16 protein-coding genes are annotated in these 20,651 nt (G+C 63.4%); 2 read left to right on the top strand and 14 right to left on the bottom strand.

Annotated features, from left to right (window positions below; genetic code table 11):
- Window positions 1-62: 62 nt before the first annotated feature.
- From D575_RS0106810 to D575_RS0106780, 6 genes are all read right to left on the bottom strand, one after another.
- Window positions 63-3,257 carry a type I restriction endonuclease subunit R gene (locus D575_RS0106810; protein ID WP_018145171.1) on the bottom strand — a complete coding sequence of 1,065 codons (3,195 nt, stop codon included), beginning with the start codon at window positions 3,255-3,257 and terminating at the stop codon, window positions 63-65.
- Between the two features lie 14 nt (window positions 3,258-3,271).
- Entirely contained in the window at window positions 3,272-4,225 is a 954-nt protein-coding gene (locus D575_RS0106805) for a GIY-YIG nuclease family protein (protein WP_018145170.1), read from the bottom strand.
- Window positions 4,222-5,619, bottom strand: a complete 1,398-nt coding sequence (locus tag D575_RS0106800) for a restriction endonuclease subunit S (protein WP_018145169.1) — start codon at window positions 5,617-5,619, stop codon at window positions 4,222-4,224. Before D575_RS0106800 ends, D575_RS0106805 begins: the two co-directional genes overlap by 4 nt.
- Window positions 5,616-7,595 carry a class I SAM-dependent DNA methyltransferase gene (locus D575_RS0106795; protein WP_018145168.1) on the bottom strand — a complete coding sequence of 660 codons (1,980 nt, stop codon included), beginning with the start codon at window positions 7,593-7,595 and terminating at the stop codon, window positions 5,616-5,618. Before D575_RS0106795 ends, D575_RS0106800 begins: the two co-directional genes overlap by 4 nt.
- 880 nt (window positions 7,596-8,475) lie before the next feature.
- Window positions 8,476-8,766 (bottom strand): nucleotidyltransferase family protein, encoded by a 291-nt coding sequence (locus D575_RS0106785; RefSeq protein ID WP_026182076.1) that lies wholly within the window; start codon window positions 8,764-8,766, stop codon window positions 8,476-8,478.
- Window positions 8,767-8,965: 199 nt separating this feature from the next.
- Entirely contained in the window at window positions 8,966-10,117 is a 1,152-nt protein-coding gene (locus tag D575_RS0106780) for a hypothetical protein (RefSeq protein ID WP_018145165.1), read from the bottom strand.
- 105 nt (window positions 10,118-10,222) lie between these two features.
- Between D575_RS0106780 and D575_RS0106775 the strand changes: the two genes are divergently transcribed.
- Window positions 10,223-10,465, top strand: a complete 243-nt coding sequence (locus D575_RS0106775) for a helix-turn-helix domain-containing protein (RefSeq protein WP_018145164.1) — start codon at window positions 10,223-10,225, stop codon at window positions 10,463-10,465.
- A gap of 217 nt (window positions 10,466-10,682) precedes the next feature.
- On the opposite strand, the gene D575_RS0106770 is transcribed toward D575_RS0106775, so the two are convergent.
- From D575_RS0106770 to D575_RS0106755, 4 genes are read right to left on the bottom strand one after another with little or no spacing between them, the layout of a single operon-like run.
- Window positions 10,683-11,120 (bottom strand): hypothetical protein, encoded by a 438-nt coding sequence (locus D575_RS0106770; RefSeq protein ID WP_018145163.1) that lies wholly within the window; start codon window positions 11,118-11,120, stop codon window positions 10,683-10,685.
- Window positions 11,107-12,975, bottom strand: a complete 1,869-nt coding sequence (locus tag D575_RS0106765) for a tyrosine-type recombinase/integrase (RefSeq protein WP_018145162.1) — start codon at window positions 12,973-12,975, stop codon at window positions 11,107-11,109. Before D575_RS0106765 ends, D575_RS0106770 begins: the two co-directional genes overlap by 14 nt.
- Complete coding sequence (locus tag D575_RS0106760) at window positions 12,972-14,591, bottom strand: hypothetical protein (protein ID WP_026182075.1); 1,620 nt, start codon at window positions 14,589-14,591, stop codon at window positions 12,972-12,974. The genes D575_RS0106765 and D575_RS0106760 overlap by 4 nt, the downstream gene beginning before the upstream one ends.
- Complete coding sequence (locus D575_RS0106755) at window positions 14,584-15,741, bottom strand: site-specific integrase (RefSeq protein ID WP_018145160.1); 1,158 nt, start codon at window positions 15,739-15,741, stop codon at window positions 14,584-14,586. The genes D575_RS0106760 and D575_RS0106755 overlap by 8 nt, the downstream gene beginning before the upstream one ends.
- A 244-nt stretch (window positions 15,742-15,985) precedes the next feature.
- Here D575_RS0106755 and crp point away from each other — a divergent pair, with 244 nt between their 5' ends.
- A complete protein-coding gene (gene crp / locus D575_RS0106750) occupies window positions 15,986-16,633 on the top strand; it encodes a cAMP-activated global transcriptional regulator CRP (RefSeq protein WP_018145159.1) in 648 nt (215 codons plus the stop codon).
- Between the two features lie 33 nt (window positions 16,634-16,666).
- Here crp and trpC read toward each other — a convergent pair whose 3' ends face one another.
- From trpC to D575_RS0106730, 4 genes are all read right to left on the bottom strand, one after another.
- Entirely contained in the window at window positions 16,667-17,479 is an 813-nt protein-coding gene (gene trpC, locus D575_RS0106745) for an indole-3-glycerol phosphate synthase TrpC (protein WP_018145158.1), read from the bottom strand.
- Entirely contained in the window at window positions 17,476-18,510 is a 1,035-nt protein-coding gene (gene trpD, locus D575_RS0106740) for an anthranilate phosphoribosyltransferase (RefSeq protein WP_018145157.1), read from the bottom strand. The genes trpC and trpD overlap by 4 nt, the downstream gene beginning before the upstream one ends.
- A 29-nt stretch (window positions 18,511-18,539) precedes the next feature.
- Complete coding sequence (locus D575_RS0106735) at window positions 18,540-19,769, bottom strand: multidrug effflux MFS transporter (protein ID WP_018145156.1); 1,230 nt, start codon at window positions 19,767-19,769, stop codon at window positions 18,540-18,542.
- A 166-nt stretch (window positions 19,770-19,935) separates the two neighbouring features.
- Complete coding sequence (locus D575_RS0106730) at window positions 19,936-20,529, bottom strand: aminodeoxychorismate/anthranilate synthase component II (protein ID WP_018145155.1); 594 nt, start codon at window positions 20,527-20,529, stop codon at window positions 19,936-19,938.
- Between the last annotated feature and the right edge of the window lie 122 nt (window positions 20,530-20,651).

Here is a 20,651-nt window from a genome sequence, read left to right as displayed (position 1 = left end):
GCAGCATTGTGACTTTCGCTTTCCTGTTGACGAGGGGCGCCACGATGTACTGAAGCACTTGTTCATTGGCCGGGCCAGGTGGTCGCGGTTCGTTGTACGCCTGCGCTACCGGTCAGCAGGCGCAGGATCAAGAGGGCGAAGTCACGTTGCCGTTCGGGATCGTCCAGGACCTGCATGGAGAGTTTTTCGTGGTCGGTCATGGCGTCGAGGACGGTGTCGGTGACGCGTTTGGGGAACAGGCCGTGCATCACCTGGTCGGGGCTGTGGTTCTCGACCTGGGCCATTACAGCGTCGTCGCGGCGTATGCGTTCGGCGATGCCGTTGGCGAACTGGAGTTTGTCTTCGTCGCTCACTTCGGCGCCGAACAGGTCGTTGAGCTGGTCGATGATCTCGGAGAGGCGTTTCTTTTCCGGGTCGTGGGGCTTGCCGGAGCCGACGTCGGAGACGGGCTTCAGGCCATCGTAGTCCTGACCCTCTTCTCCGAGGTTGAGTTGGTGTTCGGCGCGCTTGTTGAGGCGGTAGTGGGTCAGCTCCAGTTCGGAGACGTCGATCGCGTCTTCTTCCAGGTTTTCGGTGCGCAGCAGCGGGTGCAAGGCGCGGGCATACACGCATAGCTGTTCCAGCTCGCGGTCTTCGAAGTCGACGATCTGCGAGAGGAACTCGTAACTGCGTACGAAGCTCTGGAGGTTCTTGCGGAACAGGTCCAGCTCGTCGCGGGTGGTGTGGGCGTCCTTCAGCTCCTGCTCGGCTCGGTGGAGGCCGGGCTTGTCGCCATTGCGCTCGGCTTGGGCGTAGGCGGCCTTCCAAGTCTGGATCTGTTCCAGCACGGCCTTGTAGCGGGTTGTGTAGCGTTCCCGGGCGGGCTGGCAGTAGTAGCTGAGCTGGCTGGCGTTGGCCTTGGGGTTGAAGAATGCGCGGGCGAAGTTCTCGACCTCGTCCCAGTGGTAGATGCCTGACGCGTCCAGGCTATGCTGCAGGTCGTAGACCACGTTTGGGTCGGAGACGTCGGCGAGCTCGGCCTTGTTGTAGTACGGCCGGAAGGCTTCGAGGATGTCTTCGGCATCGTTGAAGAAGTCGAGGACGAACGTGTCCTCCTTGCCCGGGAAGGTCCGGTTAAGCCGGGAGAGGGTCTGCACGCACTCCACGCCCAGCAGTTTCTTGTCCACGTACATGGCGCAGAGCTTGGGCTGGTCGAACCCAGTCTGGAACTTGTTGGCGACGATCATCACGTTGTACTCGGCGGTCTTGAACGCGTCGGCCAGGTCGCGCCCCTTCAGGCCCGGGTTCAGCAGCGAGCTGTGCTCGGTCACCTCCTCGGGGATCACCTCGTCCGGCAGCACGGAGCCGGAGAAGGCCACCAGTGCGTGCACATCGCCATAGCCCTTGTCCTGGATGTACTCGCGCATCGCCAGCGCGTAGCGCACCGCCTCCTGCCGACTGCCGGTCACCACCATCGCCTTGGCCTGGCCATCCAGCAGGTGGCGGACATTGGCGCGGAAGTGCTCGACGATCACCTCCACCTTCTGGCTGATGTTGTACGGGTGCAGCCGCACCCAGCGGGCGATCTTGGTCGAGGCCTTGCGCGACTCCACCTCTTCGTCATCGCCATGCGGGTGCGCCAGCTTCCAGGCGGTCGAGTAGGTGGTGTAGTTCTTCAGCACGTCGAGGATGAAGCCTTCCTCGATCGCCTGGCGCATGGAGTACAGATGGAACGGCTCGGGCTTGTTGTCGGCCGAAGCCGGCAGGTCCGGATCCGGCGGACGGCCGAACAGCTCCAGCGTCTTCGCCTTGGGCGTCGCCGTGAAGGCGTAGTAGCTGATGCGCTCGGTCGGCTTGCGTGAGGCGACGGCGGCATCCATCAGCTCTTCGGCACTGATCTCCTCATCCTCCGGCTTGTCGGTGCCCAGGATGGCCTTGAGCTTGGTGGCGGAGGAGCCGGTCTGCGAGGAGTGCGCCTCGTCGGCGATCACCGCGTAGCGCCCGGCGGCCAGCTCCGGGCGCTTGTCCAGCGCGTCGAACAGCGCCGGAAAGGTCTGGATGGTCACGATGATGATGCGGGTCTGCTCGGCCAGCGCCTCGGCCAGTTGCTCCGACTTGCTCTGGTTGCCGACGTCGTGGGTGATGGGCCGCACCACTCCGTGCGCGTGCTCGAACTGGTAGATGGTGTCCTGGAGCTGGCTATCCAGAACCGTGCGGTCGGTGACCACCACCACGGAGTTGAACAGCTTCTGGCCGCTCTCGTCGTACAGCGAGGCGAGCTGGTGCGCGATCCAGGCGATGGAGTTGGACTTGCCGGAGCCCGCGCTGTGCTGGATCAGGTAGCGCTGACCGGCACCTTCCTCCCGCGTGGCCCCGATCAACTGGTTCACTACATCCCACTGGTGGAAGCGCGGGAAGATCAGGGTCTCCTTCTTGGTGCGCTTGCCGTGGAAGTCCTCGACCGTCTTCTGCTCCAGATGCAGGAAGCGGCCCAGCACCTTCAGCCAGGCATCGGGCTGGAACACCTGCTGCCACAGGTAGCCGGTCGCATAGCTGTCCGGGTTCGGGGGCGCGGGGTTGCCGGCGCCGCCGTCCTCGGTGCCCTGGTTGAAGGGCAAGAAGAAGGTGTCCTTGCCAGCCAGGCGGGTCGCCATCGCCACCTCGTGCTGACTGACCGCAAAATGCACCAGCGCCCCGCGCTTGGGGGTGAGCAGCGGCTCGGGCTTGCGGGTGACCGGGTCCTTCAGCGGGCGGTCGCGCCGGTACTGGCGCTTGGCGTTCTCCACCGACTGCTTGAACTCGCTCTTCAGCTCCAGCGTGGCGGTGGGGATGCCGTTGACGAACAGCACCAGATCCAGCCGCGGGTTGTACTCCCCGCTGCGAGCATGCGGCGAGTACGAGACCTCCGGCACCACGCGCAGGCGGTTGGCGCCGTAGCGGGCCTGGGACTCGGGGTTCATGCCATGGTCGGGCTTGAAGCTGCACAGATCGAGCTTCACGCCGGGCGTCTTCACCCCGTGGCGCAGCACGTCCAGCGTGCCGCCGCGCTCCAGCTCGCGCGTGACCGCACGCACCAGGGCCCGTTGCGGGTCCTGCGGGTTCTTCGCTGCGAACTTCTCCCAGCGCTCCGGCCAGGCCTCCTGCTGGTAGCCGACCAGATCCTCGGTATACAGCGCGCTCAAAGCGTCATAGCCGCCGGCCGGTCCGGTCAGCCAACCATCGGCGGTCATCGCGTCGATGATGTCCTGCTGGAACTGTGCTTCCTTGCTGTCCGCCATTCCGTTTCTCGTTCTTAGGGGTCTTCGGGGGTTACTTCCGCCGCTTCGGCGACCAATTGTTCCTGCCATTCGCCGTAGGCTTGGCCGGTGTCCTCGCGTTGCCATTCCTTGCGGCCATTTGCGGTTCTTCCGACCACCATAGCAGCGGCGGCACTGGGGCTGGAAAATGCGTAGTCGCGTGAAAACCGCATGGGACCATTGCCATCCGGTACGAGCACCCCTTCCTCCACCAGTTGCTCGAACAGGCGCTGATAGCCGTGGGGCGTCGGGCCCACCCACGCCTCGCGAGCCTGTGATCCTTCCAGGACGAAGAACTCGCCGTCCATCTCCTGCCCGTAGGCGGTGATGCCGTTCTTGGGTAGCGCCATACGGAAGCGTGGTGAGGCCTCGTCCGGACTGGATACAGGTGTGTGGCCTGCGACAACATCCTTGGATGGGGGACGGCTGGAGTCACGCAGAAACTCGAAGCCCAGCACCGGCAACACGGTGCGGATCTGTTCCAGGAAGAAGGCCATGTCGGCCTGGTCGGCCTCGGGCAAGCCGATGTAGTCGTGGCGGGTGCCGTTGATCAGGGTGCAGCGGCCCACGCGCTGGGCCTGCTGGATCAGCAGGCTCTCCAGGACCTTCACGTGGGCCTTGGTCAGGTTCTGGTCCTTGCTGGTGATCAGGCAGACCTTTTCCCAGAAGTCCTTGCCGCCCTGATCCTCGGTGCGGTTGTGTTGCTTGAGCCGCTTGCCGACATCATCCGACTCGCCGATGTACACCTGCGGGCGCACGCTGTTCTCGGCATCCGGCCCCACCAGAAAGTAGACGCCGGTGCGACCACACTCCGGGCGCTGCACCAGCTCGCTCAGCTTGCCGCGCGGCCCGGTGAGCACATGCCCGGTCCAGTTCATGATCTCCGCCGTCAGCAGCCCGTGCGGGGTGCCATCGACCAGAAACAGGCGGATGCTGCGGCCCTGGGTCATTGGGCACCGCCTTGCGCCGAATACCCGGCCGACTCCTCGGCGACCATTGCCAGCCCCGGCTCTTCCGCCTCGGCCCCGGCCGACCAGCCGCGTACGTCGATCTTGCCAGTGACCGCAGCGGAGATGAGAGACGATCGGCGTCCTAAAAGCAATTCGCTACCCTTTACTGCCTCATTGATAAGCCGACTCGTTTGATCCGCATTTTCTTCGATCCTAGCGACCAAATGACGCTGTTCCGCAATTGGGGGAATCGGCACCCTGACACGAGACAGCAGCTCGGGATTAAGGTTGTCCATAGTCGAGCCCACAGACTCCAACTGAAGCAGCCCACGCACGAGCGGTATCCGCATAAAATGCGAGAGGAACCATGGATCAACACGTTCACTCAAGGACACCTTCATTGATCCTGTTCCACATAACCAACCTGCTTCTTTACATGAGACAACGGCACACCGACCCATCTCGCCACGACGACCAACAACCAATTCATTCTCAACCAGTTTATGGTGATTTAAGCGCTCAACAACAACTCGGCCAACTGTCGAACGTTTATCCGGCACTATGCACCCATCGACAATACTGGATGGGTTTATGACCGGTACACCGCCTTCAACATATTCGTGCGAATGAAGCTGACTACCAAAAGGCCCTGTTTGGATTTTTCTCGCTAGCAAACCAAGCGGAACCACATCCCAATGCGCCGGGACCTCGCCCAGCCACTCGACACCGGGGTCCTTCATGGGCACGTTGGGGTCGAGGCCCTTGGTGACGGCGTGGGAGATCACCGCTTGCCGCTTCTCTTTGAGCAGCTCGATCAGCCGCCGCTGCTCCTCGATCAGCGCATCGATCTTCCCGGTCTCGTGGTCGAGGAAGGCGGCGATTTGTTCTTGCTCAGCGATCTTAGGGGCGACGTACCTCACGGATGAGATCAGCTCCTGATTAAGAAGGAGAGCACCGTAAATGTTTTCCCTACCGTATTTCGGGATAAAGATTGGAGCCGCGTAAGCCCAGAACCGAAGGTCGAGATGGGAGTTTGGCTCAAAAGCCGCAATAGCCTCATTTGTGTAGGCAGATTTCTCTAGAAAGGCGACAGAACCGACCGTCAACTTAAAAGAAAATAACAAGCTACCGGCCGGGGACTTCCGCGCACCCTTCTCCATAACCGCCTTATCGGTAATCTTGCTTTTGGTATCGCCAATTCGATGGCTTCTGAGATCCGCGATGGTTACCCAGAGGTGATCCCCATCGTAGTATTCCTCGTTAGATGATGGCGGGGTCCAGCCAACGGTAAAGGGCACATGCCAAGCGATCTTATGAAGGCGCCAATGCTTGGGCACCTCGCCCAGCCACTCGACGCCGGAGTCCTTGTATTCGGGATACTTCGGGAAGCTCACGCCGACAGCTCGTCGATCATCTGCTTGATGCGGGTGGTGACAGCCTTGAGGTCGGCGTCGATCTCCTCCAGCGGGCGTGGGGGCTGGAACACGTAGAAGTGGCGGTTGAAGGGGATTTCGAAGCCGACAATGCCGATCTCGCCGTCCTGCTCGTCGCGCTTGTTATCGTCGATCCAGGCGTCCGGTACGTGTGGTTTCACCTCGCGCTCGAAGTAGTCGAAGACGTGCTCGCCCAGCGGGACGTTCTCGGTGTCGCGTAGGTCGCTGTCCGGTTCCGAGTTGCCCTTGTTGTCGGTGCAGATGTCCGCTTCGGGGTCACGTTCGCTCAGTGCGTTCCAGATGGACTTGAGGCCCGGGGCGCCCAGCTTGATGCCGAGATCCTTCAGCTCGGCCTTCAGGTCTTTCAAGAAGGCCTCGCGGTTGGTATAGACACGGTCGGCGTCCAGCCGCTCGCAGGCGGCCTGCACGCCGAGGCGGGTGGTCTCGTCGAGCTTCTGGATCGGCTTCTCGGCCAGCATGCGTTCGATGCGTTCGGGGCTGGCCTGGAAGTTGAGGCGCAGCGGGCGCTCGACGGTGATGCGGCGGTAGCCGAAGGCCTCGTTGGGGAAGAACTTGCTCTGGTCGCTCTCCTCCAGGCTGCCGTAGGTGCGCACGATCGCGTCGATGTTGGCGTCGTCGATGTACTGGCGCTTGGAGCCCAGCGACTTGCGCATCTTGGCGTAGCGGTCGGTCGCGTCGATGAGTTGCGCCTGGCCACGGCGCTCGGCCGGCTTGTTGTTGTTCAGCACCCAGATGTAGGTGGCGATGCCGGTGTTGTAGAACATGTCCGTCGGCAGGCCGATGATGGCCTCGACGATGTCGTGCTGCAGCAGGTAGCGCCGGATCTCGGACTCGCCGCTGCCGGCCCCGCCGGTGAACAGCGGCGAGCCGTTGAGGATGATGCCGATGCGCGAGCCACCCTTGCGCGGGTCGCGCATCTTGCTGACCAAGTGCAGCAGGAACAGCAGCGAGCCGTCGGACACGCGTGGCAGGCCGGGGCCGAAGCGGCCGTTGAAGCCCTTGTGGTTGTGCTCGTCGGTGACCTGCTTCTGGACCTTCTTCCACTCCACGCCGAACGGCGGATTGGCGAGCATGAAGTCGGCCTGTAGATCGTCGAGCTGGTCGTCGGAGAGCGTGTTGCCGAGCTTGATGTTCTCGACGTCCTGGCCCTTCACCAGCATGTCCGCCTTGCAGATGGCGTAGGACTCGGGGTTCAGCTCCTGCCCGTGCAGGGACACGGTCACGTCCTGGCTGATCTGCTGGACGTATTCGTCGCTTTCGGACAGGAAGCCGCCGGTGCCACAGGTCGGGTCGTATACGGTGACGATGCCGTGCGGCTTGAGCTTGTGGTCCTGCCCGGTGAGCACCAGGGAGGTGGTCAGGTGCACGATGTCGCGCGGGGTGAAGTGCTCCCCCGCCGTCTCGTTGGAGCTTTCCGCGAACTTGCGGATCAGCTCCTCGAAGATCAGGCCCATGCCGAAGTTGGAGATGCGCGCCGGGCGCAGGTCGATGGCGGCGAAGCGCTGCACTACCTGATACAGCAGGTTGTTGGACGCGAGCTGCTCGACGAAGTCCTCGAAGTGGAAGTGATCGAAGATCTCACGGGCATGGGGGCTGAAGGACTCGATGTAGCTCATCAGGTCCTCGGCCGTCTGCGTGTCTGACAGACTGCCCAGCGATAGCGGCGAGGTGTTGAAGAATGGCTGTTCCGCCTTGCGCAGAAGAAGCTGCTCGCGAACGGTCTCCGACTTGTTCTCGTGCTCCTTCGCGGCAGCCAGGACGCCGTCCTTGGTCGGCTCCAGCACGCACTCCAGCCGCCGCAGCAGCGTGAACGGCAGGATCACCCGCCCGTACTGCGACTGCTTGAAGTCCCCCCGCAGCAGATCCGCCACCGACCAGATCCACGCCGCCGTCTCCGAATGATTCTCCGTGTTCAAGCCCTGCTCCCCTGTTCTTTTTCCCATGCCCGGGACCAAGTCCCAGTGATGGGAACATTGTTGCAGTAAACGAAGGCCGGCGGCGAACACCGGAAAGACAACCGCGTACGGCACGTGCCCCTTTGGGTCGGACGCCGCACCTAGGGGGCAGCCCTGCGGATCCACGGTCCAACCTTGCTTTTTGTCTTGGGCCCGCCAGGGTGGCAAGAAGCAAGGTGTGATCCTCTGGCACACAGTACGATCCAACATCCATAGTTGGAAGACAGGCCCCGTGAACCTCCGCACCCGGTGGATTCAGTTACCACCGAAAGGCTGGATTCGCTATAGTTCCGCTGTTCCCGCTCTACCGCTGGTATCGGGCATTCGAGACTGCGTCCAAGGTCTGTCCGGCGCAGCCAAGCCAGGACACGTTCGATGAAGGACCGGCCTGGTTTGCGGCATAGCCCTCTTCGCGAGGGCTATTTTCTATCTACAGGAACAGGCTGACTTTCGTCAGGATTTATCGCCCGAGGAGGTTCGGCGCCTCTGGCGTGCCAAGGCGAGGTCCTTGCGCTCCAGATACAAAGCCAGGGCGATCACGCCAGCTACACCCACGACCACAAGCGCGAACAGGAGCCAAATCATGGCTTGACCCGCTTCGTGGCGGACACGCAGGGGTGCCAGTACGAGGATTCTGACAAGTACGCCAATGCGGTACTCCTGTAAAAGGAACCCAGACGGTTCTGCCGTACCCGGGGGGCGACGCAGGGAGATTCGACGAAACACATGCACATGCACATGCCCCGAGTGTAGCAATCCCATCACTGGCAGGACGCGATGCGCGAATTGACGGGGCGCTGCCTCTCTTCTTGGCTAAACGGAAAACCCGCACGCTTGGCTCTCAGATCGTTTGAGCCGTCTTGAGTACGTCTGATTTCCACCGGTCCGGCAGCGCCCCGGGCGTCAGCACGTCGACCTTCAACCCAAGCAGCTCCATCAGCTCCACTTGCATGGCGCCGATGTCTAAGAGCGACGTTTCCTCAGTGGTGTCTACGAGGATGTCCAGGTCGCTATGCTCCGTATCTGTTCCGTCAAGGGCAGACCCGAAAACACGGGGATTCACCCCGTGATTCCGCTCGACAATGCGTCGTATGTCCTCCCTGTGTTTTTCAAGTGCGGCTGACGGTTTCATGCGTCCAGTCTAGCGATTCCCAGAGGCCTGACGAGGCCCTCGCGTCAAGCGAGCGCTTCGATAAGCCCCGGGCCGTCCTCGGCAGTCCGGTTCGTGCGGCGGGTACTACCCCGGTTTCGGTACATGTGCTTTGTGCCTTGGGGCGCTGCTGTCCCACTTGCGCGGCCCTCAGCCGCAGGGGTATCTGGGGATCGGCTGCTCACCATTCGGTTGCACACTGATAGAAGCCGTCCTCGCCGTGTTTCAGGAACACGTCATGGAGTACGTGGCTCATCTCGGACCGAGGCAGGTCGTGGTTGCGACCGAAGCCCTTCAAGTCCCAGCCTTCTGCGCGAGCACGATCCGCTGCCCGTTGGCATGCCCCGATCATGTAGTTGGCAGCGTGTTTGCGGTTCAGATTGCGCTGCGCCATCGCGTCGGTCGCGCGGGCAGCACCCATCCACAGGAGTCGGTAGCAGCGTGAAACGGAGAAGTGTCGAAGCAGATCGGTAATGAGCTCCTTCAAAGCCGTTTCCCCTGGCATGGGGAGGTTCCGCCTCTCCATGCTCATGCTACAGAACTCCCAGCCCTCGGCGTGACCGAGGGATTGACCCACATCCATCCAGTGCTGACGCCATTCTTCCGGCCAAACTTGTGACTCCGCTGTTTCGATGATCTGGCGTATGAACTGAGTGGGGGCGGGATGCAGAACTACCCAGCTCGCGTGCTCGGGCCGCCACGTGCGCTCTTTGCGGGTGCTCTCGGGAAACGCTTCGGAGTCGGGAAATGGGGCGACGAGCTGTTCGCCGAGCAAGGTATTCAGGAGATGGCGCTGGTAGTGGATCGCGTCCGGCGTCCAGGGAGCCCCAGACGCACCCCAGGGACGCACGTTCTCTTTGTCATCCCACCCGCCGCTTCGCACCAGCGCGATCAATGCCACCGCTGCCTTTAGCGATAAGTCGCCAGGCTCGATCTGGCGCCGCTCATAACTCCAATGGCGAAAGCAAAATCCCGCGATTTCGTCTTTTTCTCGCCGGGCCGCCTTGATCGCTTCGTCCGCCCTTTGACGCTCGCAGGCGGGGCAGTGGCACGGTGCCCCCTCGATGTGACCGCAGTGGGTACAGGATGCCGAAGGGTGCACGCCGGCCAAGTGCTTGGTTCGCGGCAGTCTTTCCTCCCAAAGGGGAGCACCACAGACGTGGCACGGTTGATCAAGCCGCTTGGCAGGGAACTGTCGCCAGAGTGTGTTGGTACTGCACTTGAGACCGAACCGCTCAATCAGGTCGTGGACGTGATCACCGCGGTAGTACCGAGCCATCAGTTCGGAGAGCTGATCCTCAGTCAGGTGGTTAAGAGCGTCGTTCTGTCCCATCGGGGTGCCGGTTTATAGAGCCCGGTGAGACTTTACGCAGAATACGCCTCGATTGTCACTCATAGGACGTGGCGGGCGGGTGCGTTGCTGGCTAGCGTCGCTCGGATGTCCGACAGACTGACAGCCGACGACAAAGAGCAGCTACGCCGGTTCGGCCAGCGGATCGCGGAATTGCGGGGCCAGAAAGGTTGGTCGCAGGAGCGTCTGGCGCTGGAGAGCGGACTTGCCCGAAGTTATGTCGGCGGAATCGAGAGAGGGCAGAGGAACCTCGCACTGATCAATATCCTTCGGCTTGCGCGAGCGTTGGCAGCCTCTCCAGCCGACCTGTTCGCACACTGCGAGGCCTAGTCATGGTGGTCGTGGGCTCGGTGTCAGACCCCAGCGATCAATATCCGAGCCACCGCTGGGCACTGCTACCGGGAGGACATCGCCAGTATGTAGGAGCACGATCGCCGGAAAGTCCGGCCATCCACAGGTACCAGTACCTCGGGCGTGAGCCGTGCCGCGGCGATCGAGATTCCTGCGCAGCCTTGCGGTGAGGGGCGACGGCCGGGGGTTTAAGACCCTATGGTTTGATTCTATTTGACGGGAAAACGGCCACCTTTGTGCTTCCCGCGATCGCGCGCAGATGCTCGTTCTCGACCGTGAGGGTTGCCAGCTCAGAGGCCATATCCTGGTTGAGTTCACGGCAGCGACTGAGTTCTTGGCGTAGGGCGGTGTACTTGGCCCGTAACTCCCGCAGAGCGGCATGCTTCTCGTCGCGCTGAGCCCGTGCCACCTTGTTAACGGCCTCACGGATGCGCTCAGCGAGTGCCGGGTAATTGTTATGGATCGTGGCTCGGCTGACCCCGGCTTCCTCCGCCACGGACTTGATTGAGAGCTTGCGACCGGGCTTGACCACCTTCGGGCGGCCTTGCTCGATCCGAACAATGGCCTGGCGTATGGCTTTCGCAGTAAGCTCGCCCCGCGACTGGGGCTGAGCATCCTTTTCAGATGTCGTCATTGGCAGTGCGCTCCTCTGTCGCCGCTTCGGTGTCGGAGAGGTCCTGTTCTGCGGCCCCAAGCTCGGCCAGAACAGCCTTGCAGCGTGCAATATCACGCTCGACCCGCTCCGCGCCGCCGGGACCAATGTCGGTCAGCTCAAGCAGTTCGAGCTGCTGTTTGTAGATGCCTTGCCAGACTGGCTTGTGCGCCTCGTCGATCACCGCGTTGGCACAATCTCCGCATCGTGTCTTTTCGACGCCCTGGCCACCGTTGCAGCCACCGGTGTCGGCGGTACACCAGGCCACGCCGGTCGCGCGCACATGAACCAGGGGGCTCAAGGTCTTCGCCATCTCGGCGCGGCTCTCCTTGGTCACCAGCTCCTCGTTCTTCGCGCGGAAGGTCCGGATCGGTTCAGCCGCACCACCCGTGAGGATCGCGTCGGGCTGCAACCAGTGTTCTAACAAGTCGTGTTTGATGTCCAACGCTGCCGATCCGACTTCATCGTAAAGCTCAGCGTCCTGCTCGCGGTTCATCGCATACAGGCTGGTCATATCGAGCGACCAATGCTTGAAGTGGTCTCGCAGGTAGCGCAGATCGCCGAACGCGCTATGGGCCGCATAGACGGCAAAGGTGCGCCGGAACTGATGCGGTGTGAAACGCCAGTCGAGTCCGCACCCGGCGGCGAAGGCGTTCAGGCGGCCGATAACCCATGAGCCAGAGAGCGTTCCGACCCGACGGCATTTTTTGGACCTAACCAGGAAAAGGCGATGGGCGTGTTCGCTCCGTCGTGTGATCTCGGGGTCGCTTGGATTGTCCCTGCCCATAGCGCTCATCGATTGCTCCAGACGAGCTTGCAGCGGATGCGCCAGGCGTTCGGCCACCGCAATCGCACGGTGAGTGAGTTCGGTCACCAACCACTCGCAGGGACCCGTGCCGGTCTTGTATGCGACGCCACGCAGCCAGTGGTAGGTGTCTCCTACATCATCCTGCTTCGTGTACGCACACCCATTTACGAGCGAACACAACTCGGAGACACGGATGCCACTCGTCACCAGGATGATCACCATGCACGCCGTTTGCAGGTCACGGGCTGCACGGTTGATCTCGCCAGCCCTCCAGCCTTGCTTGGCGAGGCGAAGGTCGATGGAACGCGGACTTCGGCCCTGCGTCTGCCACCCCGCGATCTGCGCCTGCAAGCCGATGATCTCATCGGCTCGATCCAACTCGTCCACGGCCGCCTGGAACAGCGTACGCAACACCTCATCCGGGATGATGGCGGTCTTGCTTTCCTGCCGCTGCGGGGTGTTGTCGCCCGTCAATCCCGCCAAGTGCTTGGCGGATGATTCCGGCCACGGATGGGGCATGGGATCGGCGGTGTGCTGGCTGAGAATATGGAGGGTTTCGATTGCGCTGAAGCGCAGTCGGAGGGTGCTAGCCGAAAGCTTTTCTCCCCTGCGGACCTCGACATATTGCTGTGCCACCAGCGGTGTCACCACTCGCAGCGAGCTGACGCCTTTGTCGTCCAGCCAAACCAGGAACTGGAGTGTGTTCTTGAAGAACTCTACGACTGTGCCTCCCCTTGGCCGGACGCGACCCTCGACGCCCAACAGGATGTAGCGCGCCATGCAGGCGCGCAGCGTTTCCCGATAGGCGGTGGGGACCCGTGCAAAGTTCAGCTTCTTTTGGCTGTCCTTGGTGCTAGCGGCAAAGAGGCTGCCGGGCAGCGTCCAGACCGGATCGCCGTAGCGGCTCAGGACGTGCCAACTGCCGTCTGTCAGCCGCATGCCGGTGATTACCGCCTCGGCATCGATAGCGCCCGTCTGAGCGCTCTGGAGGGCTTTTTGCTGCTCCGCGCGGAAGGCGGCTTCGTTCATGCCGCCCCCTCCAGAAGATCCGGTTCACGCCAGAAGGGATGCGGGTCCACCTTGGCGCGCTGGCGCTGCATCGCCACCAGTTCGTGGTCGAATTGAGGGGCGATCTCTCCATCAATGATCCGGATGATATGCCCGTAGACCCGCTTCCATCGGCTGGCCCCCATGGAGTCGCGCATGCGCACCAGCATCCAGTAGAGGCTGTACACGCGGTAGAGATCATCGCCGGTCACGATGAATGACCGGCACCGAAAACACGCCAGAAACTTCTGGCAGTGGTCGCCATTCTTCGGCGCATGCTCGCCGTGCAGCGTGTCCCGGCAGCGCGCGACCGGCGTGTTCTCGGTCGGCAACGTGGAGACCTTGCCACCCCGAGACAGCAACTCATCGGTGCGGACCTCGCCCATCAAGCGCCAGTCGCGTTCAGCGGTCTCAGGCGCCTCCAGATAGTGGTCGTTGGATACCCGCACCGAATGGTTACCGAGCTTGGCCGTCAGAAACGGGTCCTGGCCGGAAAGGGAGAACAGCCGATTCTCGAAGGTCTTGCGCAGCCGCATCAGGTTCATTTTGAGAGGCTTGCCGTCGGCATCCTGCAATGCATGGCGATCGAGGAATTGACCGATGCAGTAGTAAAGATTGTGGTTCGTCAGAGGGACATTTTCCCCCGCGCGCCGGCCGCGCCGGCTCTCGTGGACGAACAACCGCTGCGGGTACTTGCTGGCCTCGCGCGGACCGGCGTTGCGCGCGCGCACGAGGTCAATAATTCGGGCCACATCGGGCAGGGCCGTGACCATGGCCTCGATCTCGGAGGCGCGGCGCAGGCTTTGGATGTGCGTTGCGTTCCCGCGACGCTTGTAGCTGATCAGAACGAACCGTTCGGCCTTGATCGGGTGCGGCTGCAAGCAGTCCGTGACCAGTTCCAGCGCTGGGGTCGGATTGAGGCCGGTACGCGCCGCAATCGCCAACACACAGACAGATAGATCCTCGCCGGTCAGTGGGCCGCTGCCGCGTACGATCGCCCGCATATCGGCTTGCAGGGCCTTCAGCACGCTGCGGCGCTCGGGTTCGCTCAAAGGCGACTGGCCTTTCTGGGATCGGTTGGAATGCGGAAACGGATTGCGAGGGAAGATGCCCTTGGCGATCCAACCCGCCTCCCCCATGGCGACCAACACCGACTTGGCAGTGGTGTAAAGATTTTTTTGGGACGCGAGCTTGCGGTCCGATTGCCGAAGATACGCCACGAAATGCTCAATGAACGCACCGTCCAGATCGTCCAGCCGCAAGTCGCGTCCCAGCGCAGCGGCCATCGTGGCGCAGAACGGCAGAAAGGAAGCCAGGCCGTTATTGTAGTAGCCGGCTATCGTGCTTGGGCTCAACGTCTTGCCATCACTGCCGACGCTCGCCTGGGCCATCCGCTCCAGGACGCGCTGTGCGGCGTACACGACCGCATCGCAGCCGCGTCCGTAGTATTTGCTGAAGTCGAGATTGCGAGCGCCGGACGAATTCTGCGGCAGCCTTACGACCGTCTGCGCCGGCGGCAATGCGGCCAGGTCCAGTGTGTCGTCGGTGTCCGCGCGATCCGGTCGGGAGGCGCTGGATCGCAACGATTTCTTAGCCATCCGCCACCTCTCGGCTCATGACATCAATCTCGCTCTGATAGTCGTTCATCAGCGCGTCTTCGAGTTCGGAGAAGCAGTGCAGGTACTTTTCGGTCGTGGTCACCGAGGCGTGGCCCAGGCGATCGCGCACGTACATCAAGGCATGCGTCTGGGCCTTGGCCTGCATCATTGCGTACAGCGTATGCGTGGCGTAGGTGTGCCGCAGTACGTGGACATTGACGTAGGGAATGCCCGCCGCAGCGCCCGCCTTCTTCACGATGCCCAGGATCGTCGCGCCGTCATTCGCATACGGCCAGCCATCAGCCGTTAGAAACAGCGTGGGCTGGGCTTCCCCGGAAATGCTTTCCAGACGGTGACGCTCCCCGATGACGTACTGCCAGAGGTCTTCCATGACCGTTCTCGGCACATCGATGCCTCGGGGCTGATGGCGCTTGATCACCATGTCTCTCGGATCGAGATTGACCCGGATAAACGAGCGATGCTTGGTATAGGAGACCGGGTTGACAACATACTTCAGCGGAAAGCTCGCCAGCTCCTCACGGCGCAGGCCCGTAGTGAGCGCCAATCGCACCATCAGGCGGTGCGAGGGGTTCTTGATCGCGTCGAGCAGTTCCCGCGACTGGTATTTGCTCAGCACCTTGATGACGGTCCGCGGCGTCTTGAGCATGACGTCGGCGCTAGAGCGCTCGCCGCCACTGGCGTCTACATGCGCAAGAAACCCCTTGGGCTGCCTGACCGTGACGGTCTCGATGTCGTACGGGACGGTTTCGATCCAACCCTTGTTCACGGCATGCCGATAGAACGCACACAGCAGCCTCAGCCGGGCATTGATGGTGACGGCAGATAGGCTGCCGCCCTCCGAACTCAGATTCCAGTCCCTGAACTCGGCCAGTATCGTGGATTCCCGATCATTGCCAACGTCGCGCCAATCGATGGCATTGGCTTCACACCAACCAAGGAACTGGTAGAGCGCTTTGCCGTATGTCACCCAGGACTTCGGGCTCTGAACGCGCCCACGCTTGATCAGGTAGGTGATACAGAAGTCGAGAGCCTCACTGACCACCTTGCCTTCCTCCGTGATGAGAATCGGAAAGCCGGTGTAGCTATGACCGTTGAGCCTGAACTTCGCGGTGCTAAAGAAAAGTTCCATGCTGACACCCTATCAGGAATGTATCACTCTGCAACACGGGAATCATCGGGCTTGTCCTTTCACACTGTTGGATGGAGAAATCCACGCCTATACTCGGGTAGAACTCTACTCAGGGCGGACCTGCTGCACAAAACAGGGCCCTGCCGGCGGATTTTGTGAACGGTGCCAGTTACCCCGGGGTGCAGGGCACGGATGCTGCATTACACTGGCGCTCATCTTCAGGAAGCTGATATCGGACGTGACCATGGAAGCCTTGAACAACCCGTTCATTTACCGCCCGGCGCAGCCGTCGCCCGCGCTGGAGCGTTTCCTCGGCTACTGCCACCGGCGCCAGTACCGCAAGCGCACCACGATCATTCACTCGGGCACCGTACCCGACACACTGTATTACGTGGTCAGTGGTTCGGTCTCGGTACTGGGCGAGAACAACGGACATGAGCTGGTACTTGCCTACCTGAACAAGGGCGAGTTTTTCGGCGAGCTGGGCATGTTCGAGGACGACCCGCGCAGCGCGACTGTCACCACCCGCGAGGACACCGAGACCGCGGAGATCCCCTACACCCAGTTCCGCGAGATCGCCCAGCGCGACCCCGAGATCCTGATGCTGCTCACCAGCCAGATCGCGGCCCGCCTGCGTCAGACCTCGCGCAAGGTGATGGACCTCGCATTCGTGGATGTCACCGGACGCATCGCCCACACCCTGCTGGACCTGGCCCAGCAGCCCGACGCGATGACCCACCCCGACGGCATGCAGCTGCGCATCACCCGGCAGGAGATCGCGCGTATCGTGGGCTGCTCGCGCGAGATGGCCGGACGCGTGCTGAAGGATCTGGAAGAACGCGGCCTGATCACCGCCCACGGCAAGACCATCGTGGTGTTCGGCACCCGCTGACGCGAGCCCGCCCGGGTCGGGCCCGCGGGGCCGTTATTCGCCGCGGAACAGCCGGCCCAGGGCCGCGCCCGGGTCCTCGGTGCGCATGAAGGCCTCGCCCACCAGAAAGGCATTCACCCCCGCCGCCTGCATGCGGGCGACATCCTCGCGCGTGTGGATGCCGCTCTCGGTCACCAGCAGGGCCTCCTCCGGCACCTGATCCTTCAACTCCAGCGTCGTCTCCAGCCGCGTCTCGAAGCTGTGCAGGTCGCGGTTGTTGATGCCGATCAGGTCGGCCCCGATGCGCTTGGCCCGCTCCAGCTCCTCGGCGTCATGTACCTCCACCAGGGCATCCATGCCCAGCTCGCGGGTCAGGAAGAAGAGCTCGTGCAGCGCCGTGTCATCCAGCGCCGCCGCGATCAGCAGCACGCAATCCGCGCCGAGTACACGGGCCTCGTAGACCTGGTAGAGATCAATCACGAAATCCTTGCGCAGGATCGGGATCGTGCAGGCCACACGCGCGTCGCGCAGGTCGCCGTCGCGCCCCTTGAAGAAGTCCACGTCGGTCAGCACCGACAGACAGGTCGCACCATGCTCCTCGTAGCTGCGCGCAAACGCCTCGGGGTTGAAGTTCGGGCTGATCTGGCCCTGGCTCGGGCTGGCCTTCTTGATCTCCGCGATCACCGCAGGGCGCCCGGCGTCGATATCGCGCTGCAGGGCCGCGCGAAAACCGCGCGGTGCCGGGGCGGACCCCATCCAGCCGCGCAACTCGCGCAGTGGCCAGTACACCTCGCGTTCCTTCAGCTCCTCGCGCTTGCGCTCCAGGATGCGCTGCAGGATGTCGGGTACTGCGTTGCCTTCACTCATTGTGCTTCCTTGTTTGCCAGTCTTGCGCTGGTCGCTTGCAGGCGCTCCAGCCGTTCGCGCGCCGCGCCGGAATCGATCGCCCGGGCGGCGGCCTTGATCCCCGCTGCGAGTGTGTCCGCCCCGCCACCGGCGTAGATCGCCGCCCCGGCATTCAGCAGCACGATGTCGCGTGCCGCACCCGCCTGTCCGTCCAGCACGCCGCGCAGCATGCTGGCCGAGGCCTCCACGCTGTCGACCCGCACCGCATCCAGCGCGGTGGTGGTCAGCCCGAAATCCTCCGGACGGATGGTGTATTCGCGGATCTCGCCATCCTGCAGCTCCGCCACCCGGGTCGGCGAGGCGATGCTGATCTCGTCCAGACCATCCTCGGCATGCACCACCAGGACGTGCTCGCTACCGAGCCCCTTCAGGGCCTCGGCCAACGGGCGCACCCAATCCTGGGAAAACACGCCGAGTACCTGATTCGGCGCCCCGGCGGGGTTGGTCAGCGGTCCCAGCACATTGAACAGCGTACGCACGCCGAGTTCCTTGCGCGGACCGATCGCGTGTTTCATCGCGCCGTGGTGGGCGGGAGCGAACAGGAAGCCAACACCGACCTCGTCGATGCAGGTCCCCACCGCCGCCGGCGACAGGCCCAGCGAGATCCCCAGCGATTCCAGCACGTCGGCACTGCCGGATTTCGACGACACCGAGCGATTGCCGTGCTTGGCGACCCGCACGCCGCCCGCCGCCGCCACCAGCGCCGCGGCGGTGGAGATATTGAAGGTGCCCGAGGCATCGCCGCCGGTTCCGCAGGTATCCACCAGCCCGGTACGCGGCACATCCACGCGCGTGGCCAGCGAGCGCATCACGCCGGCAGCCGCGCGGATCTCCTCGATGGTCTCGCCCTTCATGCGCAGGGCCACCAGGAACGCGCCAATCTGGGCATCCGTGGCCTCGCCGGTCATCACCGCCTGCATCACGGCGGTCATGGTCGCCTCGTCCAGGTCGCGGCGCTCGATGAGGGCCGCTATCGCTTGCTGCACGGTCACGGGCTTGCTCCTGCGGAAAATCGAAGCGGCTAGTGTAACGTCCGCGCGGTGCCCGCACGACCACCGCCCGGCGCGACCAGCCAGGCGGCCAGTGCCAGGGCCCAGAGCAGCAACGCCGCGAGGACCAGACGCCCCATGGCATCGTCCAGCCAGTCGACCAGGAACAGCGCCAGCAACGCACTGAAGCCCAGTTGCACGAAGGCCTGCATGGCCGCGGCCATGCCGCGCGCGCCCGGGTAACAGTCCAGCGCCAACAGGGTCAGGGACGGCATCGCGGTGGCCAGGGCAAAGCTGTACAGCGCGAATGGCAGGGTGATCGCGACCACCGGACCGTCGGCCAGCACCGCCAGGCCCACCAGCGCCAGCGACAGCCCAGACAGCCCGAGCCCGATCGCCACGGCCCGCTGCGGGCTCACCACCCCGGCCACGCGCCCGGCGACGAAGCCGCCCACCACCAGCCCGGCGACCAGCGGCCCGAACAACCACCAGAAGTCCTGTTCCCCGCCTTGCAGGTGCTCGTAGATGATGGTCGGGGACGCGGCAATGAACAGGAACATCGCCCCGAACATCCCCGCATGGACCGCGACCGGGAACAGGAACGCCGGGTTGTGCAGCGTGCCCAGGTAGCCCCGGATGACCGGACGCGGGTGACTGGAGACGCGGCCGACCGGCGGCAGGGTCTCCGGCATCCAGGCGCGCACCGCCAATAGCAGGAAGACGCCGTAGAGTGTCAGGAAGGCGAACACCGAACGCCAGCCAAACGCCGCCTGCAACCAGCCGCCGATGATCGGCGCGGCGGCCGGCCCGATCGCGAACATCATGGTGACCAGCGCGAAAACCCGCCGCGCGTCGGTGGGATCAAAGCGATCGCGGATCAGCGCTCGCCCGACCACCACCCCGGCCGCCGCCGCCAGCCCCTGCCCCATGCGCAACGCCAGCACCTGCCAGTACTCCATCGCGAACACCAGCAGCGCCGAGGTCAGCACGTAGGCCAGCAGGGCCCACAACACCACCGGGCGCCGGCCATAGGCATCCGACAGCGGGCCGGCAATCAGGGTGGCAACGGCGAACGCGACCAGATAGGCGGACAGCGTCGCCTGCATCGCCACGCCATCGACGGCCAGGGCCTCGGCCATCGCCGGAAACGAGGGCAGATAGGTATCCAGCGAGAACGGCGCCAGCATGGACAGCGGCGCCACCAGCAGGGCGAAGCGCAGCCGCGTCCGGCGTTCCGTGGCGGCGCCCCTCAAGCGAGGCATGCGCGCCGGAATCGAGAGTGAACACCAGCCGGGCACGACCCGCGAGAGGCCGCCGCGCGAGCGGTGCGAGCCGCAATACCGCCAGCAGGCGCGGCCAGGCGAACCCCACCTGCCGTCCAGAACAAGCAGTGAGCGCCGCGTGGAGAGGTGTCTATTGACCTGCGCTTCACGCCGGCTGGGGCAGGCGACTCAGGAAGTTGCCGAGCAGTTCGTGCCCCTGGCGGGTCAGGATGGATTCCGGGTGAAACTGCACGCCCTCGACATCCAGCTCGCGATGACGCAGGCCCATGATCTCGTCGCGCGAGCCGTCTTCGCGCTGGGTCCAGGCGGTCACCTCCAGACAATCCGGCAGGCTCGCGGCTTCGACCACCAGGGAGTGGTAGCGCGTGGCCTCCAGCGGATTCTCGAGCCCGGCGAACACCCCGACCCCGGTGTGATGCACCGGCGAGGTCTTGCCGTGCATGATCTCGCGCGCCCGCACCACACGGCCACCAAAGACCTGGCCGATCGCCTGGTGGCCGAGACAGACCCCGAGGATCGGGATCTCGCCGGCAAAGCGCCGGATCACCTCCAACGACACCCCCGCCTCGTTCGGCGTGCAGGGGCCGGGGGAGATCACGATACCGGCGGGGTCGAGCTCCGCAATCTGTTCCGGGGTGATGCAGTCGTTGCGGTGCACCACCACCTCCGCCCCCAGCTCGCCCAGGTACTGGACCAGGTTGAAGGTGAACGAGTCGTAGTTGTCGAGCATCAGGATCATGGCGAACGTCCCTGGAGACCGAAAGAAACGGACAGACGAATAGAACCGAGGTCATGCGCACCCAGGCAGGGACCAAGCATACCCCGGGTCCCGAGTGGTTGCGCCGCAACCGCAATCGCGCT

Origin of the sequence: Thioalkalivibrio sp. AKL6 (assembly GCF_000376905.1) — a bacterium.
GTDB classification, from domain to species: Bacteria; Pseudomonadota; Gammaproteobacteria; order Ectothiorhodospirales; family Ectothiorhodospiraceae; genus Thioalkalivibrio; species Thioalkalivibrio versutus.
Note: the sequence above shows the minus strand (reverse complement) of the source record. Positions and strands in the feature narration are given on the sequence as shown.

What these genes read in the sequence shown, in the direction of transcription:
- D575_RS0106810 (WP_018145171.1), bottom strand. Translation starts at nt 3,257, where the DNA reads ATGGCGGACAGCAAGGAAGCACAGTTCCAGCAGGACATCATCGACGCG.
- D575_RS0106805 (WP_018145170.1), bottom strand. Translation starts at nt 4,225, where the DNA reads ATGACCCAGGGCCGCAGCATCCGCCTGTTTCTGGTCGATGGCACCCCG.
- D575_RS0106785 (WP_026182076.1), bottom strand. Translation starts at nt 8,766, where the DNA reads ATGAAACCGTCAGCCGCACTTGAAAAACACAGGGAGGACATACGACGC.
- D575_RS0106780 (WP_018145165.1), bottom strand. Translation starts at nt 10,117, where the DNA reads ATGGGACAGAACGACGCTCTTAACCACCTGACTGAGGATCAGCTCTCC.
- D575_RS0106775 (WP_018145164.1), top strand. Translation starts at nt 10,223, where the DNA reads ATGTCCGACAGACTGACAGCCGACGACAAAGAGCAGCTACGCCGGTTC.
- D575_RS0106770 (WP_018145163.1), bottom strand. Translation starts at nt 11,120, where the DNA reads ATGACGACATCTGAAAAGGATGCTCAGCCCCAGTCGCGGGGCGAGCTT.
- D575_RS0106765 (WP_018145162.1), bottom strand. Translation starts at nt 12,975, where the DNA reads ATGAACGAAGCCGCCTTCCGCGCGGAGCAGCAAAAAGCCCTCCAGAGC.
- D575_RS0106760 (WP_026182075.1), bottom strand. Translation starts at nt 14,591, where the DNA reads ATGGCTAAGAAATCGTTGCGATCCAGCGCCTCCCGACCGGATCGCGCG.
- D575_RS0106755 (WP_018145160.1), bottom strand. Translation starts at nt 15,741, where the DNA reads ATGGAACTTTTCTTTAGCACCGCGAAGTTCAGGCTCAACGGTCATAGC.
- crp (WP_018145159.1), top strand. Translation starts at nt 15,986, where the DNA reads ATGGAAGCCTTGAACAACCCGTTCATTTACCGCCCGGCGCAGCCGTCG.
- trpC (WP_018145158.1), bottom strand. Translation starts at nt 17,479, where the DNA reads ATGAGTGAAGGCAACGCAGTACCCGACATCCTGCAGCGCATCCTGGAG.
- D575_RS0106735 (WP_018145156.1), bottom strand. Translation starts at nt 19,769, where the DNA reads ATGCCTCGCTTGAGGGGCGCCGCCACGGAACGCCGGACGCGGCTGCGC.
- D575_RS0106730 (WP_018145155.1), bottom strand. Translation starts at nt 20,529, where the DNA reads ATGATCCTGATGCTCGACAACTACGACTCGTTCACCTTCAACCTGGTC.